Raw genomic sequence first — 22,997 nt, forward strand, 5'->3', positions numbered from 1 at the left:
CCCGCATCGACGTTTACGCGAGAACAGACATGTCACGGGCAACCCTTGGCTGGATCGTTCTGGGCTGGGTCGGCTTTGCCCTCCTGCCCTGGTACGGTTTCGACCGCACAGCCGTTCCGACCCTCACCGACTACATCATCGGCGGATCGGCTCTCGTTCATGGCCTGAAAGGCGCCTGGTGGCTTCTGCCCGTTCTCGTGCCTCTCCTGATGAGCCTGCGGCCTGCGGCCCTTCCGTCGCGCCCGGACAACAGCACTTGGCTGATCGCCTCCGGCCTTACGGGACTTGCGCTCATCGTCCTCCAGGGCTTCACCATCGGGTTGAACGGCTGGAACCTCGATATTCTGAAGGTGATCAGCGGCGACAATGGGCCAAGCCAGGGCGGCATGGGTTATGGCGCGGCACTGACCTCCATCGCCTTCCTCATCGTCCTGTGCCATGGGCTGGCCGCGCGCGGCTGGTGCCGAGGCGATGCCTTCGTGACATCCTCGATCGGCATCGTCGTCGCCCTCATCATCGTTTTCGTCTTCTTCCCCGTTTCGACTATCCTCGCGAGCGCCTTCGCCGACAACAACGGCGATTTCGCTCCCCTCGAGTTCGTGACCAAGTTCATGGACCGGTCGATCTGGGGCCTCGACTGCCTGACGAGCGACCTGCGTTGCGGCGTGGCCTGGAACACCCTGTTCCTCGGCGTGCTCGTCGCCTTCGGCACGACCGCGCTCGGCCTCGCCTTCGCGCTCATCGCAACCCGCACGGCGTTCCGTTACAAAAAGCTGCTTCGCGTGATGAGCGTTCTGCCCATCATCACGCCTCCGTTCGTGATCGGCCTGGCACTGATCCTGATCTTCGGTCGCTCCGGCGCCCTCTCCTCAGTGTTGTGGGAGTGGTTCGGCATTCCGCGTTCGCGCTGGATCTATGGCCTGCCCGGCATCTTCATCGCGCAGCTTCTCGCCTTCACGCCCATCGCCTTCCTCGTGCTCATCGGTGTGGTGCAGGGCATCAGCCCGACGCTGGAGGAAGCCTCCCAAACCCTCCGCGCCAAGAGCTGGACGACCTTTCTCACCGTGACACTGCCGCTGATGCGTCCGGGTCTCGCGAACGCCTTCCTCCTCGGCTTCGTCGAGAGCCTCGCGGATTTCGGCAACCCGCTCGTTCTCGGCGGCAATTTCGAGGTGCTCTCCACCAAGATCTTCTTCGCCGTCGTCGGGGCGCAGCAGGATCAGGGACGAGCGGCGGTACTCTCGATCATCCTGCTCGCCTTCACGCTTGGTGCGTTCTGGCTGCAGCATGCGTGGCTCGGCAAGAAGGTGTACACGACGGTGACGGGCAAGGGCGATGCGGGCATTCCGCTGCCCCTGCCCCGCCGTGTGGCGCTGGCCTCGTATTTCACCGCCATTCCGTGGGCATTGTTCACGGTTGGCGTTTACGCGATCATTCTGGTCGGCGCCTTCGTGCGCTCCATGGGCCGTGACTACACGCCGACGCTGGAACACTTCCTCACCGCCTTCCGCGTCGAAGCGACCGAGCGCGGTTTCTTCTTCTCCGGTTCGGCATGGGACTCCTTCTTCGCGACGATCAAAGTCGCGGGCATTTCCGCACCGCTGACCGCGGCCATCGGCCTGCTGACGGCCTATCTTCTCACCCGCCAGCGGTTCTCCGGCCAGCGCTCGTTCGAGTTCGGCACGCTTCTGAGCTTCGCGATCCCCGGAACCGTCGTGGGCGTGTCCTACATCCTCGCCTTCAACGTGCCGCCGATCGAAATCACCGGCACGGGCTTCGTGCTCGTGATGTGCTTCGTGTTCCGCAACATGCCCGTGGGCGTGCGCTCCGGCATCGCAACCCTGAGCCAGATCGACAAGAGCCTCGACGAAGCCTCGCTCACCCTCGGCGCCCGCTCGGCCACCACCATGCGCCGCGTGGTGCTCCCCCTGCTGCGCCCGGCCATCGTCGCCTCGCTCGTCTATTCCTTCGTGCGTGCCATGACCGCCGTCAGCGCCGTGATCTTCCTGGTCACTGCCGAATACAACATGGCGACGACCTACATCGTCGGCCGCGTCGAAGCCGGCGAGTTCGGCCTCGCGATCGCCTATTCCACCGTGCTCATCGTCGTCATGCTGATTGCGATCCTCGCGATCCAGCTTGCCGTCGGCGAGCGGCGCCTCGGGCGCCGCTCCGCCAGCACTTCAGCCAACCCCGTTGCCGCTCCAGCCATTCCATGAACCAGATGACTTCACTCAGCTCCCTGTCCCGCTCCCCGGTGTCCAAGAAGCAGGCGGCATCGGTCGAATTTCGCAACGTGACGAAGCGGTACGGCAACGTCACGGCCGTGGACAGCGTGTCCTTCACCATCGAGCCCGGCCAGCTCGTGACGCTGCTGGGCCCCTCGGGCTGCGGCAAGACCACGACGCTTCGCATGATCGCCGGCCTCGAAATGGCAAGCGAAGGCCAGATCCTGATCGGCGGCCGCGACGTGACCAACCTCTCCGCCGCCGACCGCGATGTGAGCATGGTCTTCCAGTCCTACGCGCTGTTCCCGCACATGTCGGTTCTGGAGAACGTGGCATACGGGCCGACCGTGCAGGGCATCTCGAAGAAGGACGCCAACGAGATGGCGATGGAGAAGCTCGAGATCATCGGCCTCAAGGGTCTCGAGAAGCGCTCCCCGTCCGAGCTTTCCGGCGGCCAGCAGCAACGCGTTGCCGTGGCCCGCGCACTCGTTCTGGAACCGCAGGTGCTGCTATTCGACGAGCCCCTCTCCAACCTCGACGCCAAGCTGCGCCGCCGCGTGCGCGAGGACATCCGCGAGCTGCAGCAGAGCCTCAATCTCACCGTGGCCTACGTGACGCACGATCAGGAGGAGGCGCTCGCCGTTTCCGACCACATCATCGTGATGTCCAACGCGCGCATCGCCCAGACCGGAACCCCGCGCGAGCTTTATGAGGAACCGGCGGACCTGTTCGTCGCCGACTTCATCGGCGATGCCAACATCATCTCCGGCGAAGTGCTGGATGAAGGGGGAGCGGTGGCGAATGTTCGTATCGGGGGCGTAGACATTCAACTTCCCCGTCGCGGCGTGGGCCGAGGCCCCGTGAAGCTCGCTGTGAGGCCCGATGCGATTGCGCTGGATGAGGGCTCGGCGGCCTCTGGCAAGCTCATGGGCACGGTGAAGAAGGCGTCCTACCTAGGCACACAAGTGGAGTACGAGGTCGAGAGCCCTATCGGGGAGCTGTTCGTGGTCCAATATGGCCGTAAGGATCCGATTGCTCCGGGCACGCCGATCTCGGTTTCTTTCGCCACCCAGCGCGGCATCGCGATCATTCCGGGAGCTTGATCCCTAGACTGCGCCCTCATCTGGAATGTTGAGGATCGTTCCGCATGCCTTGCAATGGATTGCGTCCCTGTCATGCCTCTGCAACCCGCAGACAGGACAGGGATAACGCACCTTGTTGGGCCGCAGCAGAACCTGCACGAGGCGCAAGAAGAGGGTCACGCCGAAAATCATGATGATGACGGAAATCAGGTGCCCCAAGGTGCCTGTGAGCGTGATGTCGCCAAACCCTGTCGTAGTGAGCGCCGCAATCGTGAAGTAGAGCGCGTCCACGTAATTGCCGATTTTCTCATTGGTCCAACGCTGCGTCTCATAAACGAAGCCGGTCATGATGAAGATGAAGACGCCGAGATTGACGGTCGCGATGATCAGCTCTTCGTTGCGACGGAAGAACACGCTGTCTGCCCGCAGCCGCGCCAGGAGCTGATAGGTTCGCAGGAGCCGCACCGTGCGCAGGATGCGCAGGAAGCCGATACCCTCGCCGACCACGGGCGCGAGAAACGACACGATGGCGGCGATATCGGCGAACGTGACCGGATGCGCGAGGTCCCGCAACCGGTTCCGGCTGATGGCGATGCGGGCCAGAAAATCCGCCAGAACCGCGAGGCCGATCACCACGTCGACCCATTCAAGAGCCCCGTAGCGCGGCAGGAACGACGTAACCACGATGAAGAGGATCGTGGCGATATCGAAAAGAAGAAGGCCGTAACGGAAACGATGGGCCTCGGGAGCATCGCTCTCATAGAGAAACCGGAGCTTCTCGACCATGGGCCAGCGGGAGAAGCCCCCAGCTTGGCGGGAAGAGGCGTCTAGCATGAGTAAAGCGGTGCTTTCTGAAGTAGGATCCCCTCCAATATCTAGAAGGCAGCCCTGCAATTCCAACAGGGTGCTTTTTGCCCAAAAATCGCTTACCCCATGGCAGCCCTATACTTGAAGAGACGGACGAATGCTCAAGGCTTTGATTTTCGACATGGACGGCACCCTGGTGCACAGCGACCCCGTCCACATGAAGGCCTTCATCGAAGTGCTGAGCCCTGAAGGGGTGACGATCGACGATGAGGTCTATCGGTCCACGATCATCGGCCGCACCAACGAGACCATCTTCGCCAGCCTCCTGCCCCATCGCAGCGTGGACGAGCATGTGGCTTTTGCCGACGAGAAGGAGGCTGCTTTCCGCCGTCTGGCGCTCGACCTGAATCCTCTGGACGGCCTGATCGACCTGCTCGATTGGGCGGAAGCACAGGGCATCAAGATCGCGCTCGTCACCAATGCGCCCCGTCTCAATGCAGAGCATATGCTGGATGTGCTGGGCATCACGGAGCGTTTTCCGGTGCAGATCACCATTGATCAGGTAGCCCGCGGCAAGCCGGATCCCCTGCCCTATCTCACGGCCCTGGAGCGCCTCGGCGTGCGGGCAGAGGAAGCCATCGCCTTCGAGGATTCTCCTTCCGGCATGAAGGCGGCCAAGGGTGCGGGGATTTACTCCTTCGGCGTGCTGACAGGCCTCAAAGCCGAGGAAATGCTGGCCGTAGGCGCCGATGCCACGCTCGCCGACTTCCGCGATAGCGGCCTGTGGAACCTGCTGAAGCAGAAAAGCGCCGCCTGACGCGGCTTCGATCCGCCGGACCCGAACCGGCGGATCGTTGACACTCCGGCTTACACCGACGACCCTGACGGAATGAAGGCGACCGAACGCCCGTTCCACTCGCGGGCATCCCTGTACGATGACCTGAAGCGCCTTGGCGTCCGGCCCGGCGACATGGTGATGGTGCATGCGGCCATGCGTCGTGTCGGCCCTCTGCTCAACGGCCCCGATGCCCTGATTGGCGCGCTTCTGGATGCCGTCGGTCCGAACGGGACCCTGATGGCCTATGTGGATTGGGACGCTCGCTATGATGAGTTGCTCGATGAGGAGGGGCGTGTTCCTCCGGAATGGCGCGATCACATTCCGCCCTTCGACGCGGCTTCATCCCGCGCCATTCGTGACCATGGCATCCTCGCCGAATTCATTCGCACCACCCCCGGCGCCCGGCGCAGCGGCAATCCGGGTGCTTCAGTCGCAGCGATCGGTGCGCAGGCGGATTGGCTGACCGCGAACCATCCGCTCGATTACGGCTATGGCGAAGGCTCGCCTTTTGCCAAGCTGGTCAAGGCCGGTGGCAAGGTACTGATGGTCGGTGCGCCGCTCGATACGATGACGCTGCTTCACCATGCCGAACATCTCACCCGGATCCCGAACAAGCGCATTCGCCGCTACGAAGTGCCCTTTGCAGCGCCCGGTGGTGTGCATTGGCGGATGGTAGAGGAATTCAACACCTCCGATCCGGTGGTGTCGGGTTTCGCGGATGACTATTTCGCCGTCATCGTCGGCGAATTCCTCACAAGCGGTCAGGGAAGTCAGGATCTCGTGGGCTCGGCTCCTTCGGTACTGGTCGATGCCGCCTCCATATGCGCCTTTGCCGTCGGTTGGATGGAGCGCAACGCAGATCCTTAAGCCGCGTCGGATCGGCTCTGAAGGGAATCGGCAGTTTCAGCCGCATTGTCGAAGCGCCGCCGCGCTTCCAGGATCTCATCCCGATTCTCGATGGCCCAGGCGCCCAGGGCCCTGACAGTCTTGAGCAGGCTGCAACCCAGCTCTGTGAGCTGGTACTCCACCCTTGGCGGAATAGTGGGATAGACGGTGCGCGTAACGAGGCCGTCACGCTCCAAACCGCGCAGGGTCAGGGTCAGCATGCGCTGCGAAACGCCCTCGACCGTGCGGCGCAACTCGTTGAATCTCTTGGGACCTTCGCCAAGCCGCACGACGACTTGCACACTCCACTTGTCACCGACGCGGGAAAGGATTTCCGTAACCGTGTGACAATTGGTAGGCACATGAATGTGACTGGGTGACATGAAAGTGCCTCCTTGCGCGATCCTCGAGAAGTTACTTAATGAGCCTCGGTTACAAAAGGGAACTTAAGGATAGCTCCCTTGCTTTGCAAATTCAGGAGTCTTCATGACGCTCAAGCTTCACACGATCGTTGCCAGCACCCGCCCGGGCCGCATCGGCCCCGGCATCGCGCACTGGTTCAACGACTTTGCCGCCAAGCATGGCAAGTTCGACCCCGTCCTTGTGGACCTGGCCGATTTCAACCTGCCTATCTTCAATGAGCCTGAGCATCCGCGCCTGCGCAACTACCATCATGCTCACACCAAGGCTTGGAGCGAGAGCGTCGCCGAGGCCGATGCCTTCGTGTTCGTGACGCCCGAATACAATTTCGGTCCGCCCCCGTCCCTGCTGAATGCGCTCAACTATCTTGTGTCCGAGTGGCAATATACGCCTGCCGGCTTCGTGAGCTATGGCGGCGTCTCGGGCGGCTTGCGGGCCGTACAGGTGACGAAGCAGATCCTCACCACCTTCAAAGTCATGCCGATTACGGAAGGCGTGCCGATGCCGATGGTGTTCCAGCACCTGGAGAACGGAAAGCTCAATGCTCCCGACATCTACAAGACCTCTGCCGCGGCCATGCTGGACGAGCTGCACGTGTGGGCCGAGGCGCTGAAGAGCACCCGCGCCAAGCACAAGGCCTCGCTGGAGCGCAAGGCCGAGGCTGCTTAAGACCTGGACACATTCCATTCAAAAGGCATCGCTGCGACGAGCGGCGATGCCTTTTGCTTTATGTGGCAATCCGCTCCCGCTTAGGCCCGTAAAAAATCACCCACGTCTTGAAGTCTTCCGAGAAGGTTTCGAAGCGATGCGGGACATAGGCCGGAACATAGAGAAGATCGCCGGCCTCGAAGGTCACAAGCTCCTTGCCGCGGCTGAACGTGCCATGGCCGGAGGCGATGATGTAGAGCTCGTCGCGCTCGTGCGGCTGCTGCTTGTCTGTTCCAACGGGCGCATAGAGTTCAATCGAGATTTCATCTCCACGATCGAAGACTACATTGAACGGATTGTCAGCGGAAAGGCGCGCTGCCGCCTGAGCGAGCGCTACCTGAATATCGCTCCTTGAATCTGCCGCCATCGTGTTTTCTCCATGCAGGCCCATGGAAAACGGCGCATCATGTGCTGATGCGCCGCCATTCCGAAATCCTCAGGCACATGCCTGGGAAATATATCAAAGCCGCCCGGCCAGCGCATCCTCGAAGAGCTTGCGGGCGCTCTCCTTGGTGATCGGAACCGGATTGCCGCCGGCAGTAGGATCGTTCGGCGCCATCTCGGACATCTCGTCGAAGCGGGCGGCATCCACCTTCAGACCTTCCAGCGTATGCGGCACGCCGAGATCCTTGCGGAGCTGCAGCACCCAATCGAGGAAAGCCTGGAAAGACGGCTCGAGGCCGATATAGGCGGCGAGCCGCTCGATCCGCTGCTCGATGGCCTTGCGGTTATAGACCAGCACATACGGCATGAAGACCGCATTGGTCAGACCATGATGGGTGTCGTAGAGTGCGCCGGTCGGATGCGAGAGCGCGTGGATCGCACCAAGACCTTTCTGGAACGCGGTGGCGCCCATGGCGGCGGCCGACATCAGCTGCGCGCGCGCTTCGATGTCCTTGCCGTCCTTATAAGCGCGCGGCAGGTATTCCTTCACGAGGCGGATGCCTTCCACCGCGATGCCGTCGGCCATCGGGTGATAGCCCGGCGCGCAATAGGCTTCGATGCAGTGAGCGAGCGCATCGAGGCCCGTTCCCGCCGTGATGTGCGGCGGCATGCCCACCGTCAGCTCCGGATCGCAGATCACGATCTTCGGCATCATGAGCGGGTGGAAGATCACCTTCTTGGTGTGCGTGGCTTCCTGCGTGATGACGCCTGCGCGCCCCACTTCGGAGCCCGTTCCCGCCGTGGTCGGCACAGCGACGATCGGCTGGATGCCCTTGGGATCCGCGCGGGTCCACCAATCGCCGATATCCTCGAAATCCCACATGGGGCGCGTCTGGCCCGCCATGAAGGCGATGACCTTGCCCGCATCGAGGGCAGAACCGCCGCCGAAGGCGACGACGCCGTCGTGCTTTCCGGCGCGTAAGACTTCGAGGCCCTTGTAGACGTTCGTCTCGACCGGGTTCGGCTTGATGTCGGAGAAGATCGCAGCCTTCAACCCAGCGGAGATCAGCTGGTCGAGCGCCGCCTTCGTCATGGCTTGAGTCGCAAGGAACGGATCCGTCACGATGAGCGGAGCCTGCATGCCAACGGACTTGCAGGCCTCGGCGAGTTCGGAGATGCGACCAGCACCGAAGCGCACGGCGGTAGGATAGTTCCAGTTGGAGCGGGGAGACGTGGTCATGATGGTTTCTATCAGATCTGACGGAGGTGGTAGGATTTCGGACGGGTGAGCGACTCGTAGGCGAGACGCGACAGGCTCGCGCCGCGGCCCGTATCCTTCACGCCGGTCCAGGCGAGCGCGGGATCGAGATAATCGCACCGGTTCATGAAGACGGTGCCTGTTTCCAGTTTTTCTCCGATGGCTTCCGCCGCGTCGATATCGGAGGTCCAGATGGCGGCAGATAGGCCGTAGGGCGAGTCGTTCATGAGGCGGATTGCTTCCTCGTCGCCCTTCACCTTCATGATGCCGACGGTGGGGCCGAAGCTCTCCTCGCGCATCACGCTCATGGAGTGATCCACGTTGGTGAGCACCTGCGGCGCGAGATAGGCGGTGTTGCCCACGTCCGCCGCGAAGTTCTTCGCGTCGATATGCGCCTTCGCGCCCTTCGCGACAGCTTCCGCATTCTGCTGGCGGACGAGATCGGCGAAACGCTTATGCGCCATGGGCCCGAGGGTGGTCATCTCTTCGAGCGGGTTTCCGAGCACATATTGGTTCACGAGATCGGCCGCGCCTTCCACGAAACGGTCATAGTGCTTCTCGTGCACATAAATGCGCTCGATGCCGCAGCAGCACTGGCCCGAGTTGAAGAACGCGCCGTCCACCAGGTTCTCGATGGCGTGGTCGATATTGGCGTCTTCCCGCACATAGGCCGGATCCTTGCCGCCGAGTTCGAGGCCGAGCGAGGTGAAGGAGCCGGCAGCAGCGCGCTCGATGGCGCGGCCTCCGCCGACGGAGCCGGTGAAGTTGCAGTGATCGACGAGACCCGCGCCGAGGATGCGGCTCGTCTGATCGTGCGAGAGATGCATGTTCTGGAACAGGCCCTTCGGCATGCCCGCGCGATCCATCGCCATCTGAAAACGTTCGCCCGCGAGCAGCGTCTGCGAAGCGTGCTTCAGCAGCACCGCATTGCCTGCCATAAGCGCGGGCACGATGGTGTTGATCGCCGTGAGATAGGGATAATTCCATGGCGCGATGACGAGAACGAGCCCCACCGGCTCGCGCTTGATCATGCGGCGGAAGCCCGGCTTCTCGTCGTCGGCGGGAATGTTCTGCAGGCTCTTTTCGGCAATGCCGATCATGTAGCGCGCGCGTTCCTCCACGCCGCGGAACTCGCCGCCATAGCGCACGGGGCGGCCCATCATCTGGGCGATCTCGGGCACCACTTCCTGGTTCATGGCGAGCAGGGCATCGAGGAAGGCCGAGACCTTCGCGGCACGCTCCTGAATCGGCACGTTGCGCCATGCAACTTGCGCCTCGCGCGCCGCCTTCACCGCCGCGTCGATGGCGGTCTCGGACATGATGGGACGACGAACGAGCTCGCGCCCGTCGATGGGGGAAATAAGGACGATATCGGTATCGGCCATAAGGCCGTCTCCTTCAGCAATGTCCCCTCCCCCTTGCGGGGAGGGGTTAGGGGTGGGGGTGGTGCAGCTGGGTGAGAGGTCAAACGAGCAAAGTGCTGTAAAAGTCTCGTGCATTCATCACGAAACGAAGCGCTCTGACTTTACGACCCCCACCCTCAATCCCTCCCCGCAAGGGGGAGGGAAGAGAGCGCTGTAACCTTCAGGTCCTACGAATCTTTTAGATGATTTCGAAGTAGCGGGCGAGCTGCCAGTCGGTGATGGCCTTGCGGGCCTCCCGCTCCTCCCATTCGCGGGTTGCCGCGTAATGCTCGATGAAGGTGTCGCCGAAGAGCTGGCGCGCCGCCTTGGACCCTTTGAGCCGCTCGGCGGCTTCACCCAATGAGCGCGGCAGGGCGCGTTCCTTCGGGTGCTCCACCGCATAGGCATTGCCCTGAATGGGCTCGCCCGGATCGATCCGGTTCTCGATGCCCCAGAGGCCGGAGCCGATGGCGGCGGCGAGCGCGATATACGGATTGATGTCGGCGGCGGCCACGCGATATTCCACGCGCTGCGACCTCTCCGAACCCGGAATGACGCGAAGCGCCGTGGTGCGGTTCTCGACACCCCACGCGGAATCGGTAGGCGCCCAGAAGCCCGGGATGAGGCGCGTGTAGCTGTTCACCGTGCAGGCCACCATGGCGAGGATCTCGGGCATCAGCTGCTGCTGGCCGCCCACGAACCACCGCATGATGTCCGACATGGTGTGCTTGGCCTGTGCGTCGTAGAAGGCGCCCTGACCGGTGTTGAGATGGCGCAGCGATGTATGCAGGTGGCCGGACTGGCCCGGCCAGTCCTGAGACCATTTGGCCATGAAGGTCGCCATCCAGCCGCGCTTCTGCGCGAGGATCTTGGTGTAGGTCTTGAAGAGAGCGGCCTTGTCGGCGGCCCTCAACGCATCGTCCACACGGATCGCGGCTTCCAGAACGCCGGGGCCGGTTTCCGTATGAAGGCCCTCGATCTCGAAATCCATCTTGTTCGCGAGGTCGAGCAGCTCGTGATAGAAATCCGCATGCACGCCGGAGCGCAGCACCGAATAGCCGAAGAAACCCGGCGTGAGGTTCTTGAGGTTCTTGTAATCCTTCTCGCGCACGGAATGCGGCGTCTCCTCGAAGACGAAGAACTCGAACTCTGCCGCAGCAGACACGGCAAAGCCCATGTCCTCCGCCTTCTTCAGCACACGCCGCAGCACGCCGCGCGGACAGGCGGCTTCCGCATAGCCCTCGAATTCGGCAAGGAAGAAGGGCAAGTCGTTCTCAAAGGGAACGAGACGCATGCTCTCGGGAATCACGCGCGCCGTCGCATCGGGATAAGCCGTGTGCCAGCCGGTGAGCGTGGTGTTGTCGTAAAGCTGATCGTTGGAATCCCAGCCCAGCACCACGTCGCAGAAGCCGAAGCCCTTCTCGAGAGCGGACTCGAACTTGTCGCGGGCCATGTACTTGCCGCGCATGATGCCGTCGACATCGGTCAGGCCGATCTTCACGAAAGGCAGGTCGCGGCTGCGTACATATTCGATAGCGTCGGCAGCGTTCTTGATTGTGGGAGCGGTCATGCTCGAAACCCCAACGAGGAATGGAAAGGGAGCGCGCCGGATGCGCGCTCCCCGATGATCGTCAGTAGGACTTGTATTCGGACTCGCCCTTCGACACGGCGAACTCCTCCTCCGGCGAGAGGATCAGCTTGTGGCGGCCGATGAGCAGGAAGTAGGCCATCATGACGGCATAGTAGATCGCCACGCCGAACACCGCCGTCCGGAACACGGGATCCGTGAACTGGAAGTACAGGGTGATCGCTGCGATGATCATGCAGATCGCCGCGCCCGCGCTGCCGAAGGGGCTCTTGTAGGGCCGCGCCAGATGCGGGAACTTCTTCTTGAGCATGATGTAGGACATGCCCTGCATGAAGTAGGCCAGCATCGCGCCTGCAACCGCCATGTTGAGCAGCGTGCCGCCGATGACGGTGGCGCCCGCCTCCGATCCGCGAACGAACCAGATGATCAGCATGACGGTGAGGCCGATCAGCGCGCCGGTGATGAGCGCGATGTGCGGCGACTTGCGCGTGCCATGCGTCACCGACAGGAAGGACGGGAAGTAGCCTGCTCGCGAGAGCGAGTAGATCTGCCGTCCGAACGCGAAGATGATCGTGTGGAACGAAGCGATGAGGCCGATCACGGCGACCGCGGCGAGGATCTTCGCGATGTCCGAACCGAAAAGGGTGCGGAACCCGTCGAGAAGCGGTTCACCGGATTTCGCGATGCCGAACGCGCCCGGCGCGATGCCTGAATTCAGGAACACCACGCAGAAGGCCGAGACGATCAGGGTGAGAATGCCGGCGATGATGCCCTTCGGCATGTCCTGCTGGGGATCGTGCGTTTCCTCGGCGGCCAGGGGCAATTGCTCGATGGCGAGGAAGAGCCACACGGCGAAGGGCATGGTGGCGAAGATGCCTGAAATGCCCATGGGCAGGAACGGACCGCCGCCATTCGGCAATTCCGCGCCGTCAGGCCCGATATTCAGCGCCCAGCGATTGAAGTCGAACTGGCCTGAGAGCAGAACCGAGACGTAGAATACCGCGAGGCAGGCCAGCGCCAGCACCGTCACGGTGACGGTGACCTTGAACGAGAGTTCCACGCCGACGATGTTGAGCCCCACGAACAATGCGTAACAGAGCACCCAATAGACCGGCTGGAATTCCGGCGCGGTGCCGAAGATCGCCGACAGATAGGAGCTGATGAAGAACACGATCACCGCTGGAGTGAGAACGAACTCGATGTTCTCCGCGATGCCGGTGATGTATCCCGCCCACGGCCCCATGGAGGTGCGCGCGAAGGAATAGGCGCCGCCCGTATGCGGCAGGGCCGGCGACATCTCCGCGATGGAGAAGGTGAGGCCCAGATACATCACGGCGATGATGATCGCGGCGAAGAACATGGAGCCGAAGCCGTTGGCCAGCCCTAAGTTCCAGCCCGAGTAATGGCCCGAGATCACCGCGCCTACGCCGAGCGCCCAGAGCGACCACACGCGCGCATGGCGCTTGAGGCGACGGGCTTCGAAATAGCTTTCATCCACGGTGGTGTAGGTGACGCCGGAGTGACCCTGCACCTCGGCCGGCGGGGCATGAACCCCGGGATTTCCTTGTCCGACTGACATCGACTCTTCCTCCACGAATAGTCTGTCCTCAAGCATCGGCCCCAAAAGTGGACACCACTTTCAGGAATGATCCGATGCTCATCCATCAGAAGCGCATCGTTCGGATCGGAAAACCGTAGCCACTTTTCCGTACGATACGCGAACCACGGCGCGTCATGCGTCATGGCATTCGTTACAACCCCTGCGCCCCCTCCCTCAAAAGCGGCGCGAGACGTTGTGCCCACGATGCCTGTCCGTCTTGTGTGCGGATCAAGTCATTGCGGATTTCGATCATCAGCGGCGCAAGTCCCCGCTGTACGGCGTGGCGCTCGAGGGTGTGGAACACCCGGTCCGCTGGCGAATAGGGTTCGTTCATGCCCACGACGAGTTCCGGGTCCTTGCGCAATCCCGCTTCGACGCTCAGCGCGAAGCGCGCGTCCTGGTCATGGATGAGGCCGATATGCCAGGGACGGGCCTCATCCCGGTAAACCGGCGTGAACGAATGAATGGAGACGACACTGCGCGTCTGCCCTGCTCGCACGCGAGGCTCGATGAGGGCGTCGACGGCGCCATGAAACGCCTCGTAGACCTCGCGCACGCGATGGGCGCGCTCGTCCCGATCGAGGTTGAGATTGCCGGGAATGCTGGTGCGCTCGCTCAGGGTCCAGATGGAATCGGGCGCGGAAGGGTCTCGGTTGAGATCGAGAACGAGACGCGAAACCGTCGCATGTACCAGCGGCGCGTCGAGGAGCCGCGAAAGCTCCTTGGCGACGCCGAGCGCTCCGGGGTCCCATGCGATATGGCTTTCGAGCTGCTCAGGGTTGAGGCCGAGCGTGCCGTAACGGTCCGGCAGGTAGCGGGAGGCATGTTCGCAAATGAGAAGGATGGGCGAGCGCCCCTGGGGATTTTCCACGAGAGCAACCGGCTCTGCCGCCTGCGCAGCAGGGTTCTGACCGGTCGCCATCCGACTCGCATGCACCATGCGGTCCTCCGTTCGCCTGCGGCTGCAGACTGTCGCCCTCGGTTTTGAACGGTTGGTACGTTTCTTACAGATTTTTCTTATGTGAAATTTTTGGTACACCTTGGTGACGTCGTCAAGGAGGGGGGATGAAACATTCCATCATGAAAAAGACGAAGGCCGTTCCCCCTGTCGATCCGCCGAGCTTGGCCGAGAGAATCCGCCTGGAGATGGATTCCTTCACCCCCAGCGAGAAGCGGGCCGCCCACCTGCTCCTGAGCCATTATCCGTTTGCGGGGCTCGATACGGTGGCGGAATTCGCATCCCGCGCGGGGATTTCCGCCCCCTCGGTCCTGCGCTTCGTGACCCGTCTGGGCTTCAGCGGCTTTCCGGATTTCCAGAGACACCTGCGCGGGGAGCTGGAGGCGCAGCTCCTCCCTCCTCTCGCCAAGGCCAGCCCAATGGACAAGGGCCAGGGCGCCCCGGCTCTCGCCTCCTTCGCGGAAGCCGTGATCGGAAATTTGAGGGCGACGGTGGAGAACATCGCGCCCGCCGAATTCGATGCGGTGGTGGCGCTGCTGAGCGATCCGCGCCGCAACATCCATTTCACCGGCGGACGCTTCACGGGCGCGCTGGCGCGCTATGCGGAGAGCCATTTCCGCATCGTGCGCAGCGGGGTGGATTTCATCGAAGGCCAGCCTGCTCTCTGGCGCGACCGGATGATCGAGATCGGCAAGAAGGACGTGATCGTCGCCTTCGACATCCGCCGTTATCAGCAGGATGTGACGGCGCTGTGCGAAACGGCCGCGAAACAGGGCGCGACCATCGTTCTGCTCACCGATCCCTGGCTGTCGCCGATCGCCCGCGTTGCCCGCCACGTGCTGCCCGCGCATATCGTGGCGCCGTCGAACTGGGATTCCTCCACCGGCCTCCTGCTCATCACCGAATCCCTCGTCGCCGCCGTGACGAAGCGTCTGTGGGAAACCGCAAAGCCGCGCATGGAGGCGGTGGAGCGGCTGCGCAACGAGAAGCCGTGACGATCAGCCTGCTCTATGGCGTAGCAGAACAAGGCTTGCGTTCCACAGCACGCAGATCACAAGCGCCAAGAGGAGTGCGAGCGCAGTGCCCAAAGTGGGAACGGCGGCATAGAGGGCGAGCAAGGCGAATCCCATCCCTACCAATCCGATCAGACCATTTGCAAGCACCAGAGCCGCCGCCGGTCCGCCGATGCGCGGATGCAGAATGAGAGCGAGGCTCGTCATGACGACTGGAGCCGTAGCACTGATGCCCGCTGCTGTCGGCCCGAGGGTGCGCCCGAGAAGAACGACGATTCCGACCAGGCTCATGACGCCAATCGCTCTCAAGGGAATGTCCCACCATCGCACGGTAAAAACTTTTCCCTTGAGACCCTGCTGCATCAGGAATTTGCGCGCGATGACAATGCATGCGGAATAGCTCACCACATTCAGGGCAACGGCTTCGCGCAGTCCCCATTGAAGATTGGTCAGTAGCCAAGCAATGGAGAACCAGATCAGCAAAGCGCAGGCAAGACTGAGAAGAACGCCCTGCTTTTGCGCCACCAAGGCATAAACCAGAATGAAAACGGCGAGCGCGGCATTCATCGCGAGGCTGACGATGCTGGCTTTTTCGATGAAGTCGGAGCCGTGCTCCATCGCCAGGAAAATGTAGGCCGGCCCTGCGGAGATGGGCAGCGTGGCAACCATCGCCCCGATAAAAGGCCCCATGCGTTCGACGATGAGAGAGGCCGTCACGACGACAGCCGCAGTCGCGAGCATTTTGACCGCAAGGCCGATCAGGAACGGGTCAATCAAGGAAGCCACGGATCACGCCCGCGATCTCTGCAGCCAGCCGATCAGGAACGGCAGCACGAGTCCGATCCCCAGGAAACGCACGAGGTGGTGGATGCCGACATAGAGCGGGTCGAGACCGAGAACGAGCGCGAGCACGGTCATGGCCTCCAGGCCTCCGGGCGCGAAGGCGACGAGGCTGTTGGCGAAGCTCACATCGGCGACCCATGCCGCAAGAATTGCGAAGATGACCGCAATTCCCATGCCGATGGTGAAGGAACCGAGGGCGGCCACGAGCGCGCGCCGCAAGGTGGAACGCTGAATGTCGCGGAAGCGCTCGGCGATGAAAAGGCCGATCAGCACGAGGCCTCCGGTGGCGATCACAGGCGGGATGACGCCGGTGACGAGTTCGGTGCCGTGGCTGACGGCGCTGACGATGGTTGCACCGAGCAGAATGGGCGCGGCCACCCTCAGCCGCTTGAACACGAGACCCAGCGCGAGACCGCCGAAGAGGACCAAGGCCATGCTGCCGGGGCTCTCGATCGGCATCCCCTGGCCGATCAGCGCATTCGGATCGCCCTCGCCTCCGCCGGTTGCGACAACGATGCTCGGCAGCAGCGCGATGAGCACGAAGAGGCGCAGATTCTGCACGATGGCGACAGAAGGCACGTCCGCCTTGCGGTCGGCGGCAACCGCGAGCACCGTGGAGAGCGCACCGGGAACGGAGGCCAGCACCGCATCGGCTTTGCGCCAGCCTGAAATACGCGTGAGCCAGAGCGTCGACGCCAGCGAGATGACAATGACGCCGATCACCAGCAGCATGAGGCTTCCGGGATACCGGGCGATGGCCGCGATGGCCGCAGGCGTCATGGCCGCGCCCATGGCTGCGCCGGAGATCAGCATCGCAGCGTCGGAGAGGGCGCGCGGCATGTGAACGGCATGCCCCGACAGCCCCCACACGGTGGCTGCGATGGCGGAACCGGACAGCCAGGCGGCCGGAACGCCCAGCCAGTAGAACAGCAGGCCTCCGAGAGCGGCAATCAGGATCTGGGCGAGGTTGGCAACAACAAGATGCATCGTGGGATATGAAACAGAGCCCTTCATGGGCCCTGCTCACTCAATGGACGCCGTGGGGATGACGGTCAACCGACGGAATTGCCGGGAGGGTATGCAGCGGGAAGGACGCTGCATCCGGGCCAGCATCACGCCACGAGCTTCGGCAATGCCGCGCCGATGCGCTGCACCGCTTCTTCCAGATCCTGTTCCTTGCGCAGGTAGCAGAGCCGCAGATACCCCTCGCCTGCGTCGCCGAAGGCATTGCCGGGAGCAAGCCCCACATTCGCCTCGTCGATGAGGCGGAAGGCGATGTCCTTGGAACTCGTCGCGCCCTTGATCTTCAGGAAGGCGTAGAATGCTCCGCTCGGCGGCGGCAGTTCCACGAGGCCGGTTTCCGCAAGCTGCCCGACGATCTCGCGGCCGCGCTTGGCCTTGGCGATCTGCGTCGCGAGGAACTCCTCGCCCTGCTCCAGCGCCGCAACGCCCGCGCGCTGGATGAACGTGGGCGTGCCGGAGGTCTGATACTGAACGAGGTTTTCGATGACCTGCCCCAGCTCGGTCGGCGCCTCGAGCCAGCCGAGACGCCAGCCGGTCATCGCCCAGTTCTTCGAGAATGTCTGGATGAAGAGGATGCGGTCCTCCGGCTCCATCACATCGCGGAACGAGGGCGCGCGGCCTTCATCGGTAAGCGCCGGATCGTGAACGAAGCGGCTGTAGATCTCGTCTGCCACGATCCAGAGGCCGTGCCTGCGGGCCATGTCGAGAACGGCGCGAAGATCGTCGTGGCTCGCAGTCCAGCCAGTGGGATTGGAGGGCGAGTTCAGGACGACGACGCGGGTGCGCGGCGTGATGGATTTTTCGAGGCGTTCGAAATCGAGATGCCAGCCTCTCTTGTCGATATTCATGGGGACGGCGACGGGTCGCGCACCGGAGATAGTGATGGCCCCGGCGAAGTTCGGCCATGCGGGTGTCGGGATCAGCACCTCATCGCCATTGCCGCACAGCATGCGGAATGCGAGCTGCATCGCGGGCATGCCGCCCGACGTGACGAAGAAGCGCTCGGAATCGAAGGGCTTGCGATAGACGTTCTCGTGATAGCGCGCGATGGCCTGGCGCAGCTCCGGAATGCCGCGCTGATAGGTGTAGAAGGTCTCGCCGTCCTTCAGCGAGCGCGCTGCCGCATCGCTGATGAAAGCCGGCGTCGGCAGATCGCCCTCGCCGACCCAGAGCGGAATAATGCCGGGCTTATCCCTGCCATAGGAGAACACATCCACGATGCCGCTGGTGGGCGCCTGCTCCGCTTCCGGGCGCAAGGAGAATGTCGAGGGAATCGAGACGGATGCGTTCATCTGGGGCCAAGTCCTTTGGAAGCAGGCGAACAGGGATGACCTGTCCACCCGCCGAAGGCAAGCCTTTGAGCAGCACTCATGACAAGAAGCGAAGAGTCCGATCGAAACCGGTGATGGATCAGGTGGTCCGGCCGGTTTTCAGAAGATCGCGGATCTCGGTGAGAAGCTTCACGTCTGCGGGAATTTCCGCCGGCTTGTCGGCAGTGCCCGTCTTGGCATCCTCCGCCCTGCGGAGACGGTTCATCCCCTTGACGAGAAGGAACAGGATCCACGCGATGATGATGAAGTTGATGGCGACCGTAATGAAGTTGCCCCAGCCGAGAACCGCGCCCTGCTTCTTCGCCTCTTCCAGGGACCCTGCGGTGACATTGCCTGAAAGAGCCGTGAAATAGTTCGAGAAATCGAGGCCGCCCGTGATCGCCCCGATGATCGGCATGAAGACGTCCCCGACGAGGGAGTCCACGATCCGGCCAAAGGCGGCACCGATGATGATGCCGATGGCAAGATCCACCACGTTGCCCCTTAAGGCGAATTGCTTGAACTCATTCCACATGGCCGGACCCTCCTTGAGCTTGCCGCCAAGTTAAAGGTGCTCCTCGGAGAGACGCCGTCAAGCCTTTCTGGAAGGGAGGAAATCCTGCGTTTCCAAGCGATTTCCGAAGTTCGCGCCCAACACTCGCCTCACCTCAGGAAGCAGCAATCCTCCAGGATAGCGGGCCAATTCACGCCCTTGGAGAGAAATCCTTCCTCCCTGCGCTGACCTGCCAGTGGCGCTAAGCTCTGTCAGAGAGTAAAGCTGGTTCCAGCTTTTCGTTAAGGGTCTTGAAGAAATGGTCGCCACCTGGGCGGTTGTCTTATCGGCGCTGGTCTATCTCTGCTTTCTCTTCACGGTTGCCTATTGGGGCGACAATGCAGGCAGGCGTTTCGTTCAGGGCCCCTGGCGCTCCACCATCGCCGCGCTGGCCCTGGCCGTCTATTGCACCTCGTGGACCTTCTTCGGCTCCGTTGGACTCGCCAGCCGGTCGGGCCTCGACTTCCTGGCCATCTATATCGGCCCCATCCTCGTCATCACCCTGGGCCACGCCCTTGTCGCGCGCGTGATCCGCGTTGCCAAGACACAGAACATCTCCTCCATCGCCGATTTCGTGGCGGCCCGTTACGGCAAGAGCGAACGCGTCGCCGCGATCGTCAGCCTGATCGCGCTCATCGGCTCCGTTCCCTACATCGCCCTTCAGCTCAAGGCGGTTTCGTCATCCCTCGACGTGTTCATCACCAAGGCCAACGGGGTGCCGCCGGCGACCATGCCTTTCATCGGCGATCTCGCGCTGATCGTCGCCCTGGTGCTGGCGGGGTTCGCCGTCGCCTTCGGCACGCGGCATCCAGATGCCACCGAGCATCAGGATGGCCTCATCATGGCGATCTCGGTCGAATCCATCGTGAAGCTCGTCGCCTTCCTCGTGGTGGGCGGCTATGTGACCTTCGTGATGTTCGGCGGCTATGACGACATCGTCGAGCGCCTCAACAACCAAGGCATCACCAACAGCCTGCTTGAGCGGACCTCGGGCTTCGGCAGCTTTATCACCCTCATCCTGCTGTCGAGCTGCGCCACCCTGCTACTGCCGCGCCAGTTTCATGTGACCGTGGTGGAAAACCATTCCATCCGGGACCTGAAGCGGGCATCCTGGATGTTCCCGCTCTATCTCATCCTGATCAACCTGTTCGTCATTCCCATCGCGCTTGCGGGCATGGCGACGTTCCCCAGCAACGGGATCGACCGGGACATGACCGTGCTCGCGCTGCCGCTTGCCAACCAGGCCGGCACGATTGCGGTCCTGACCTTCCTCGGCGGGTTCTCCGCGGCGACGGCCATGGTGATCGTCGATTCTGTGGCGGTGGCGGTGATGATCTCCAACCACCTCGTCATGCCCATCGTGCTGCGCCGACGCGCTTTCGCCGGCGTGGATCCCGGGAACTTCGTCATCGCGGTCCGGCGCATCTCCATCGTCCTCGTGATCATGCTGGGCTATGCCTATTACCGGGCATCCGGCCAGGCGGCGCTTGCGGCCATCGGCCTTCTGTCCTTCGCCGCCGTCGCGCAGGTGGCCCCGGCTTTCATCGGCGGCCTCATCTGGTCGCGCGGCACGGCGCTCGGCGCCACGGTGGGTCTCATCGTCGGCTTCATCACCTGGCTCTACACGCTTCTCCTGCCGAGCCTCGTGTGGGACGGCGTGTTCTGGTCCGACGTGGTGGTCTCCGGCCCCTTCGGCATCGAGATCTTCAAGCCCACCGCTCTCTTCGGCGTGGACCTGCCACAGCTTACCCACGGCGTCGTCTGGAGCCTCTCGCTCAACATTATCTGCTATGTAGGCTTCTCGCTGTGGCGTCCGGTGACGGCGATGGAGCAGATCCAGGCGAATGTCTTCGTCGGCGAGCCTCACACATCCGTCGCCCCGAGCTTCCGCCTGTTCCGCGCCAGCGTGACCGTGGACGAGCTGCGCGCCACCGTCTCGCGCTATCTCGGCGAGGAGCGCACGACGCGCTCTTTCGAAGGCTTCAGCCACAGCCGGGGCCAGATTCTCGAACCTCGCGCGGAAGCCGACATCCATCTTCTTCGTTACGCGGAGCACCTGCTCGCCTCCGCTATCGGCACGGCATCCTCGCGCCTGGCGCTCTCGCTGCTTCTGCGCCGCCGCACCGTCTCGACGGAAGCGGCCCTCAAGCTGCTCGACGATGCGTCCGCCGCGATTCAGCACAGCCGCGATCTTCTCCAGCATGCGCTCAACTATGCCAAGCAGGGCATCACGGTGATCGACCGCGATCTACGCCTGCTGGCCTGGAACCAGGCTTTCATCGATCTCTACGACATGCCGCCCAACTTCGTGCAGGTGGGCATCGGCATGGAGCGCATCGTTCGCTACAACGCGGCGCGCGGGTCCTATGGACCGGGCAAGATCGACGAGCAGGTTGCAGCCCGCCTGCACTCGTTCCAGCACGATGTGGAGCCGGTGCGCCTCAAGCTCTATCCATCCGGCAAGGTCATCGAGATCCGCTCGAACCCGCTTCCCGATGGCGGTCACGTCACCACCTATACGGATGTCACCGATGCCGTTCTGACGGAAGAGGAGAGCCGCCGCGCCAACGAGACGCTCGAGCAGCGCGTACGCGAACGTACGGAAGAACTGACCCGCCTCAACGAAGCCTTGCGCAGCGCCAAGGCGGAAGCGGATGAGGCGAACATCTCCAAGACACGCTTCCTCGCCGCCGCCTCGCACGACATTCTGCAACCGCTCAACGCGGCGCGTCTCTACGCCACCTCACTCGTGGAGCGCGACCGGGATGCCGGCGACGCGACGCTCGCCGAGAACATCGACGCCTCTCTCGACGCGGTCGAGGAGATTCTCACCGCCATTCTCGACATCTCGCGCCTCGATACGGGCGCCATGAAGCCGCAATGGTCGAGCTTCCGCATGGACGAGCTGTTCCGCCAGTTGCAGCGCGAGTTCGATCCCATCGCAAAGGCGAAGGGCCTGGATCTCACGTTCATGCCCCCTTCCCTCACCGTGCGTTCCGACCGCCGCCTGCTGCGCCGTCTGCTGCAGAACCTCATCTCCAACGCGATCAAATACACGCCCACAGGCCGCGTGCTCATCGGCGCGCGCCGGCATGGCACCCACCTCGTTCTGGAGGTGTGGGACACGGGCCTCGGCATTCCGCCCTCCAAGCAGCGCATCGTGTTCCGCGAGTTCCAGCGGCTCGATCAAGGCGCGAAGGCGGCGCGGGGCCTCGGCCTCGGGCTCTCCATCGTGGAGCGCATCGGGCGGGTGCTCAAACATCCGATCAGCTTGAAGTCGGAGGTCGGGCGTGGCTCGGTGTTCCGCGTCGAGGTTCCGGTCGTTGCAGCCTTGCCTGAGAGTGCTGCGGCGCCCGAGCCGCCGAAGGCGCCGACGACCGTCCTCTCCGGCCTGCGCGTGCTCGTCATCGACAACGAGCCTGCCATTCTGGAAGGCATGCGCCTTCTCCTCACCGGCTGGGGCTGCGATGTGTGGACCGCATCCGATCTGGACACCGCCCACACGGTCTTGCGGGCGCACAAGACCCTGCCGGAGGTGATCATCGCCGATTACCATCTGGACGACACGGACGGCCTCGAGCTCATCAAGGCCCTGCGCTGGAAAACCCAGGCCAACACGCCTGCCGTTCTCGTCACCGCTGACCGCACGCCCGCCGTGCGTGACGCTGCCGCCGCCATGCACGTGCATGTGCTCAACAAGCCGTTGAAGCCCGCGGCGCTGCGCGCATTGCTGACCCAGTGGCGCGCGACGCGCGTCGCTGCGGAATAGCCACCAGCGCGACGCATTGCCGGCCTTGGCGCCCGCGATGCTCATTCAACGCTTTCTGCCCTCGCGCAGTGAGGCTGTCTCAGAAAGATCTGGCGCATGTTCCCTCCCCCTTGCGGGGAGGAATGAAGGGTGGGGGCGGAATGTCGAAGCGCAGCAGGCATCCAGAACACACGACAGCCCTACAACATCCCCTCTCCCGGATGGGAGAGGGGCAGGGGTGAGGGGTGTGGCCTCTCCGGATCAGGCAGTCCCTCACCCGGAGCTGCGCTCCGACCTCTCCCACTCGGGAGAGGTTTTCCAGCGTCTCACTGGTGTGAGGTCTCACCC

Annotated in this window: 19 protein-coding genes; 7 read left to right on the plus strand and 12 right to left on the minus strand. The window is 63.0% G+C overall.

What is annotated here, in order from left to right; genetic code table 11:
• Window positions 1–29: 29 nt before the first annotated feature.
• Both BLP10_RS18110 and BLP10_RS18115 read left to right on the plus strand, forming a co-directional pair.
• Window positions 30–2,219, plus strand: a complete 2,190-nt coding sequence (locus tag BLP10_RS18110; protein ID WP_091137791.1) for an ABC transporter permease — start codon at window positions 30–32, stop codon at window positions 2,217–2,219.
• Between the two features lie 5 nt (window positions 2,220–2,224).
• A complete protein-coding gene (locus BLP10_RS18115; RefSeq protein ID WP_091137957.1) occupies window positions 2,225–3,331 on the plus strand; it encodes an ABC transporter ATP-binding protein in 1,107 nt (368 codons plus the stop codon).
• A 3-nt stretch (window positions 3,332–3,334) separates the two neighbouring features.
• Here BLP10_RS18115 and BLP10_RS18120 read toward each other — a convergent pair whose 3' ends face one another.
• A complete protein-coding gene (locus BLP10_RS18120) occupies window positions 3,335–4,096 on the minus strand; it encodes a potassium channel family protein (protein ID WP_091137960.1) in 762 nt (253 codons plus the stop codon).
• A gap of 178 nt (window positions 4,097–4,274) precedes the next feature.
• On the opposite strand from BLP10_RS18120, the gene BLP10_RS18125 reads away from it, so the two are divergent.
• Complete coding sequence (locus BLP10_RS18125) at window positions 4,275–4,934, plus strand: HAD family hydrolase (RefSeq protein ID WP_091137794.1); 660 nt, start codon at window positions 4,275–4,277, stop codon at window positions 4,932–4,934.
• Between the two features lie 72 nt (window positions 4,935–5,006).
• The gene (gene aac(3), locus BLP10_RS18130; RefSeq protein WP_091137796.1) at window positions 5,007–5,822 is read left to right on the plus strand and encodes an aminoglycoside 3-N-acetyltransferase; all 816 of its coding nucleotides are present in this window, start codon (window positions 5,007–5,009) and stop codon (window positions 5,820–5,822) included.
• Here aac(3) and BLP10_RS18135 read toward each other — a convergent pair.
• On the minus strand, window positions 5,819–6,223 hold the full coding sequence (locus BLP10_RS18135) for a winged helix-turn-helix transcriptional regulator (protein WP_091137800.1): 405 nt from the start codon (window positions 6,221–6,223) through the stop codon (window positions 5,819–5,821). The two genes, aac(3) and BLP10_RS18135, sit on opposite strands and share 4 nt — an antisense overlap.
• Window positions 6,224–6,326: 103 nt before the next feature.
• On the opposite strand from BLP10_RS18135, the gene BLP10_RS18140 reads away from it, so the two are divergent.
• A complete protein-coding gene (locus BLP10_RS18140; RefSeq protein ID WP_091137802.1) occupies window positions 6,327–6,929 on the plus strand; it encodes an NADPH-dependent FMN reductase in 603 nt (200 codons plus the stop codon).
• A gap of 58 nt (window positions 6,930–6,987) precedes the next feature.
• Here BLP10_RS18140 and BLP10_RS18145 read toward each other — a convergent pair whose 3' ends face one another.
• The 6 genes from BLP10_RS18145 to BLP10_RS18170 all read right to left on the minus strand — a co-directional run bounded on the left by BLP10_RS18145 (window position 6,988) and on the right by BLP10_RS18170 (window position 14,141).
• Window positions 6,988–7,335: a cupin domain-containing protein gene (locus BLP10_RS18145; protein ID WP_091137804.1), complete on the minus strand. Its 348-nt coding sequence runs from the start codon at window positions 7,333–7,335 to the stop codon at window positions 6,988–6,990.
• A 93-nt stretch (window positions 7,336–7,428) separates the two neighbouring features.
• Window positions 7,429–8,592 (minus strand): iron-containing alcohol dehydrogenase, encoded by a 1,164-nt coding sequence (locus BLP10_RS18150; protein ID WP_091137806.1) that lies wholly within the window; start codon window positions 8,590–8,592, stop codon window positions 7,429–7,431.
• A gap of 11 nt (window positions 8,593–8,603) precedes the next feature.
• Window positions 8,604–9,995, minus strand: a complete 1,392-nt coding sequence (locus BLP10_RS18155) for an aldehyde dehydrogenase family protein (protein ID WP_091137809.1) — start codon at window positions 9,993–9,995, stop codon at window positions 8,604–8,606.
• A gap of 217 nt (window positions 9,996–10,212) precedes the next feature.
• Complete coding sequence (locus BLP10_RS18160) at window positions 10,213–11,583, minus strand: glutamine synthetase family protein (RefSeq protein WP_091137812.1); 1,371 nt, start codon at window positions 11,581–11,583, stop codon at window positions 10,213–10,215.
• A 61-nt stretch (window positions 11,584–11,644) separates the two neighbouring features.
• Window positions 11,645–13,180: an amino acid permease gene (locus BLP10_RS18165; protein ID WP_091137815.1), complete on the minus strand. Its 1,536-nt coding sequence runs from the start codon at window positions 13,178–13,180 to the stop codon at window positions 11,645–11,647.
• A gap of 172 nt (window positions 13,181–13,352) precedes the next feature.
• Window positions 13,353–14,141 carry an N-formylglutamate amidohydrolase gene (locus BLP10_RS18170; RefSeq protein ID WP_091137817.1) on the minus strand — a complete coding sequence of 263 codons (789 nt, stop codon included), beginning with the start codon at window positions 14,139–14,141 and terminating at the stop codon, window positions 13,353–13,355.
• Window positions 14,142–14,266: 125 nt separating this feature from the next.
• On the opposite strand from BLP10_RS18170, the gene BLP10_RS18175 reads away from it, so the two are divergent.
• The gene (locus BLP10_RS18175; protein WP_244510662.1) at window positions 14,267–15,154 is read left to right on the plus strand and encodes a MurR/RpiR family transcriptional regulator; all 888 of its coding nucleotides are present in this window, start codon (window positions 14,267–14,269) and stop codon (window positions 15,152–15,154) included.
• 3 nt (window positions 15,155–15,157) lie between these two features.
• Here the strand turns inward: BLP10_RS18175 and BLP10_RS18180 are convergent, their stop codons facing one another.
• The 4 genes from BLP10_RS18180 to mscL all read right to left on the minus strand — a co-directional run bounded on the left by BLP10_RS18180 (window position 15,158) and on the right by mscL (window position 18,883).
• Window positions 15,158–15,958 (minus strand): hypothetical protein, encoded by an 801-nt coding sequence (locus tag BLP10_RS18180; protein ID WP_091137820.1) that lies wholly within the window; start codon window positions 15,956–15,958, stop codon window positions 15,158–15,160.
• A 3-nt stretch (window positions 15,959–15,961) separates the two neighbouring features.
• Window positions 15,962–17,029 (minus strand): AbrB family transcriptional regulator, encoded by a 1,068-nt coding sequence (locus BLP10_RS18185; RefSeq protein ID WP_244510664.1) that lies wholly within the window; start codon window positions 17,027–17,029, stop codon window positions 15,962–15,964.
• 98 nt (window positions 17,030–17,127) lie between these two features.
• A complete protein-coding gene (locus BLP10_RS18190; RefSeq protein WP_091137823.1) occupies window positions 17,128–18,330 on the minus strand; it encodes a pyridoxal phosphate-dependent aminotransferase in 1,203 nt (400 codons plus the stop codon).
• Window positions 18,331–18,448: 118 nt separating this feature from the next.
• Window positions 18,449–18,883 (minus strand): large conductance mechanosensitive channel protein MscL, encoded by a 435-nt coding sequence (gene mscL / locus BLP10_RS18195; protein WP_091137825.1) that lies wholly within the window; start codon window positions 18,881–18,883, stop codon window positions 18,449–18,451.
• A gap of 277 nt (window positions 18,884–19,160) precedes the next feature.
• Here mscL and BLP10_RS18200 point away from each other — a divergent pair, with 277 nt between their 5' ends.
• The gene (locus tag BLP10_RS18200; RefSeq protein WP_091137827.1) at window positions 19,161–22,670 is read left to right on the plus strand and encodes a PAS domain-containing hybrid sensor histidine kinase/response regulator; all 3,510 of its coding nucleotides are present in this window, start codon (window positions 19,161–19,163) and stop codon (window positions 22,668–22,670) included.
• The last annotated feature ends 327 nt before the right edge of the window (window positions 22,671–22,997 follow it).

The sequence above is a fragment of the Microvirga guangxiensis genome (genome assembly GCF_900102135.1).
Taxonomy (GTDB): Bacteria; Pseudomonadota; Alphaproteobacteria; order Rhizobiales; family Beijerinckiaceae; genus Microvirga; species Microvirga guangxiensis.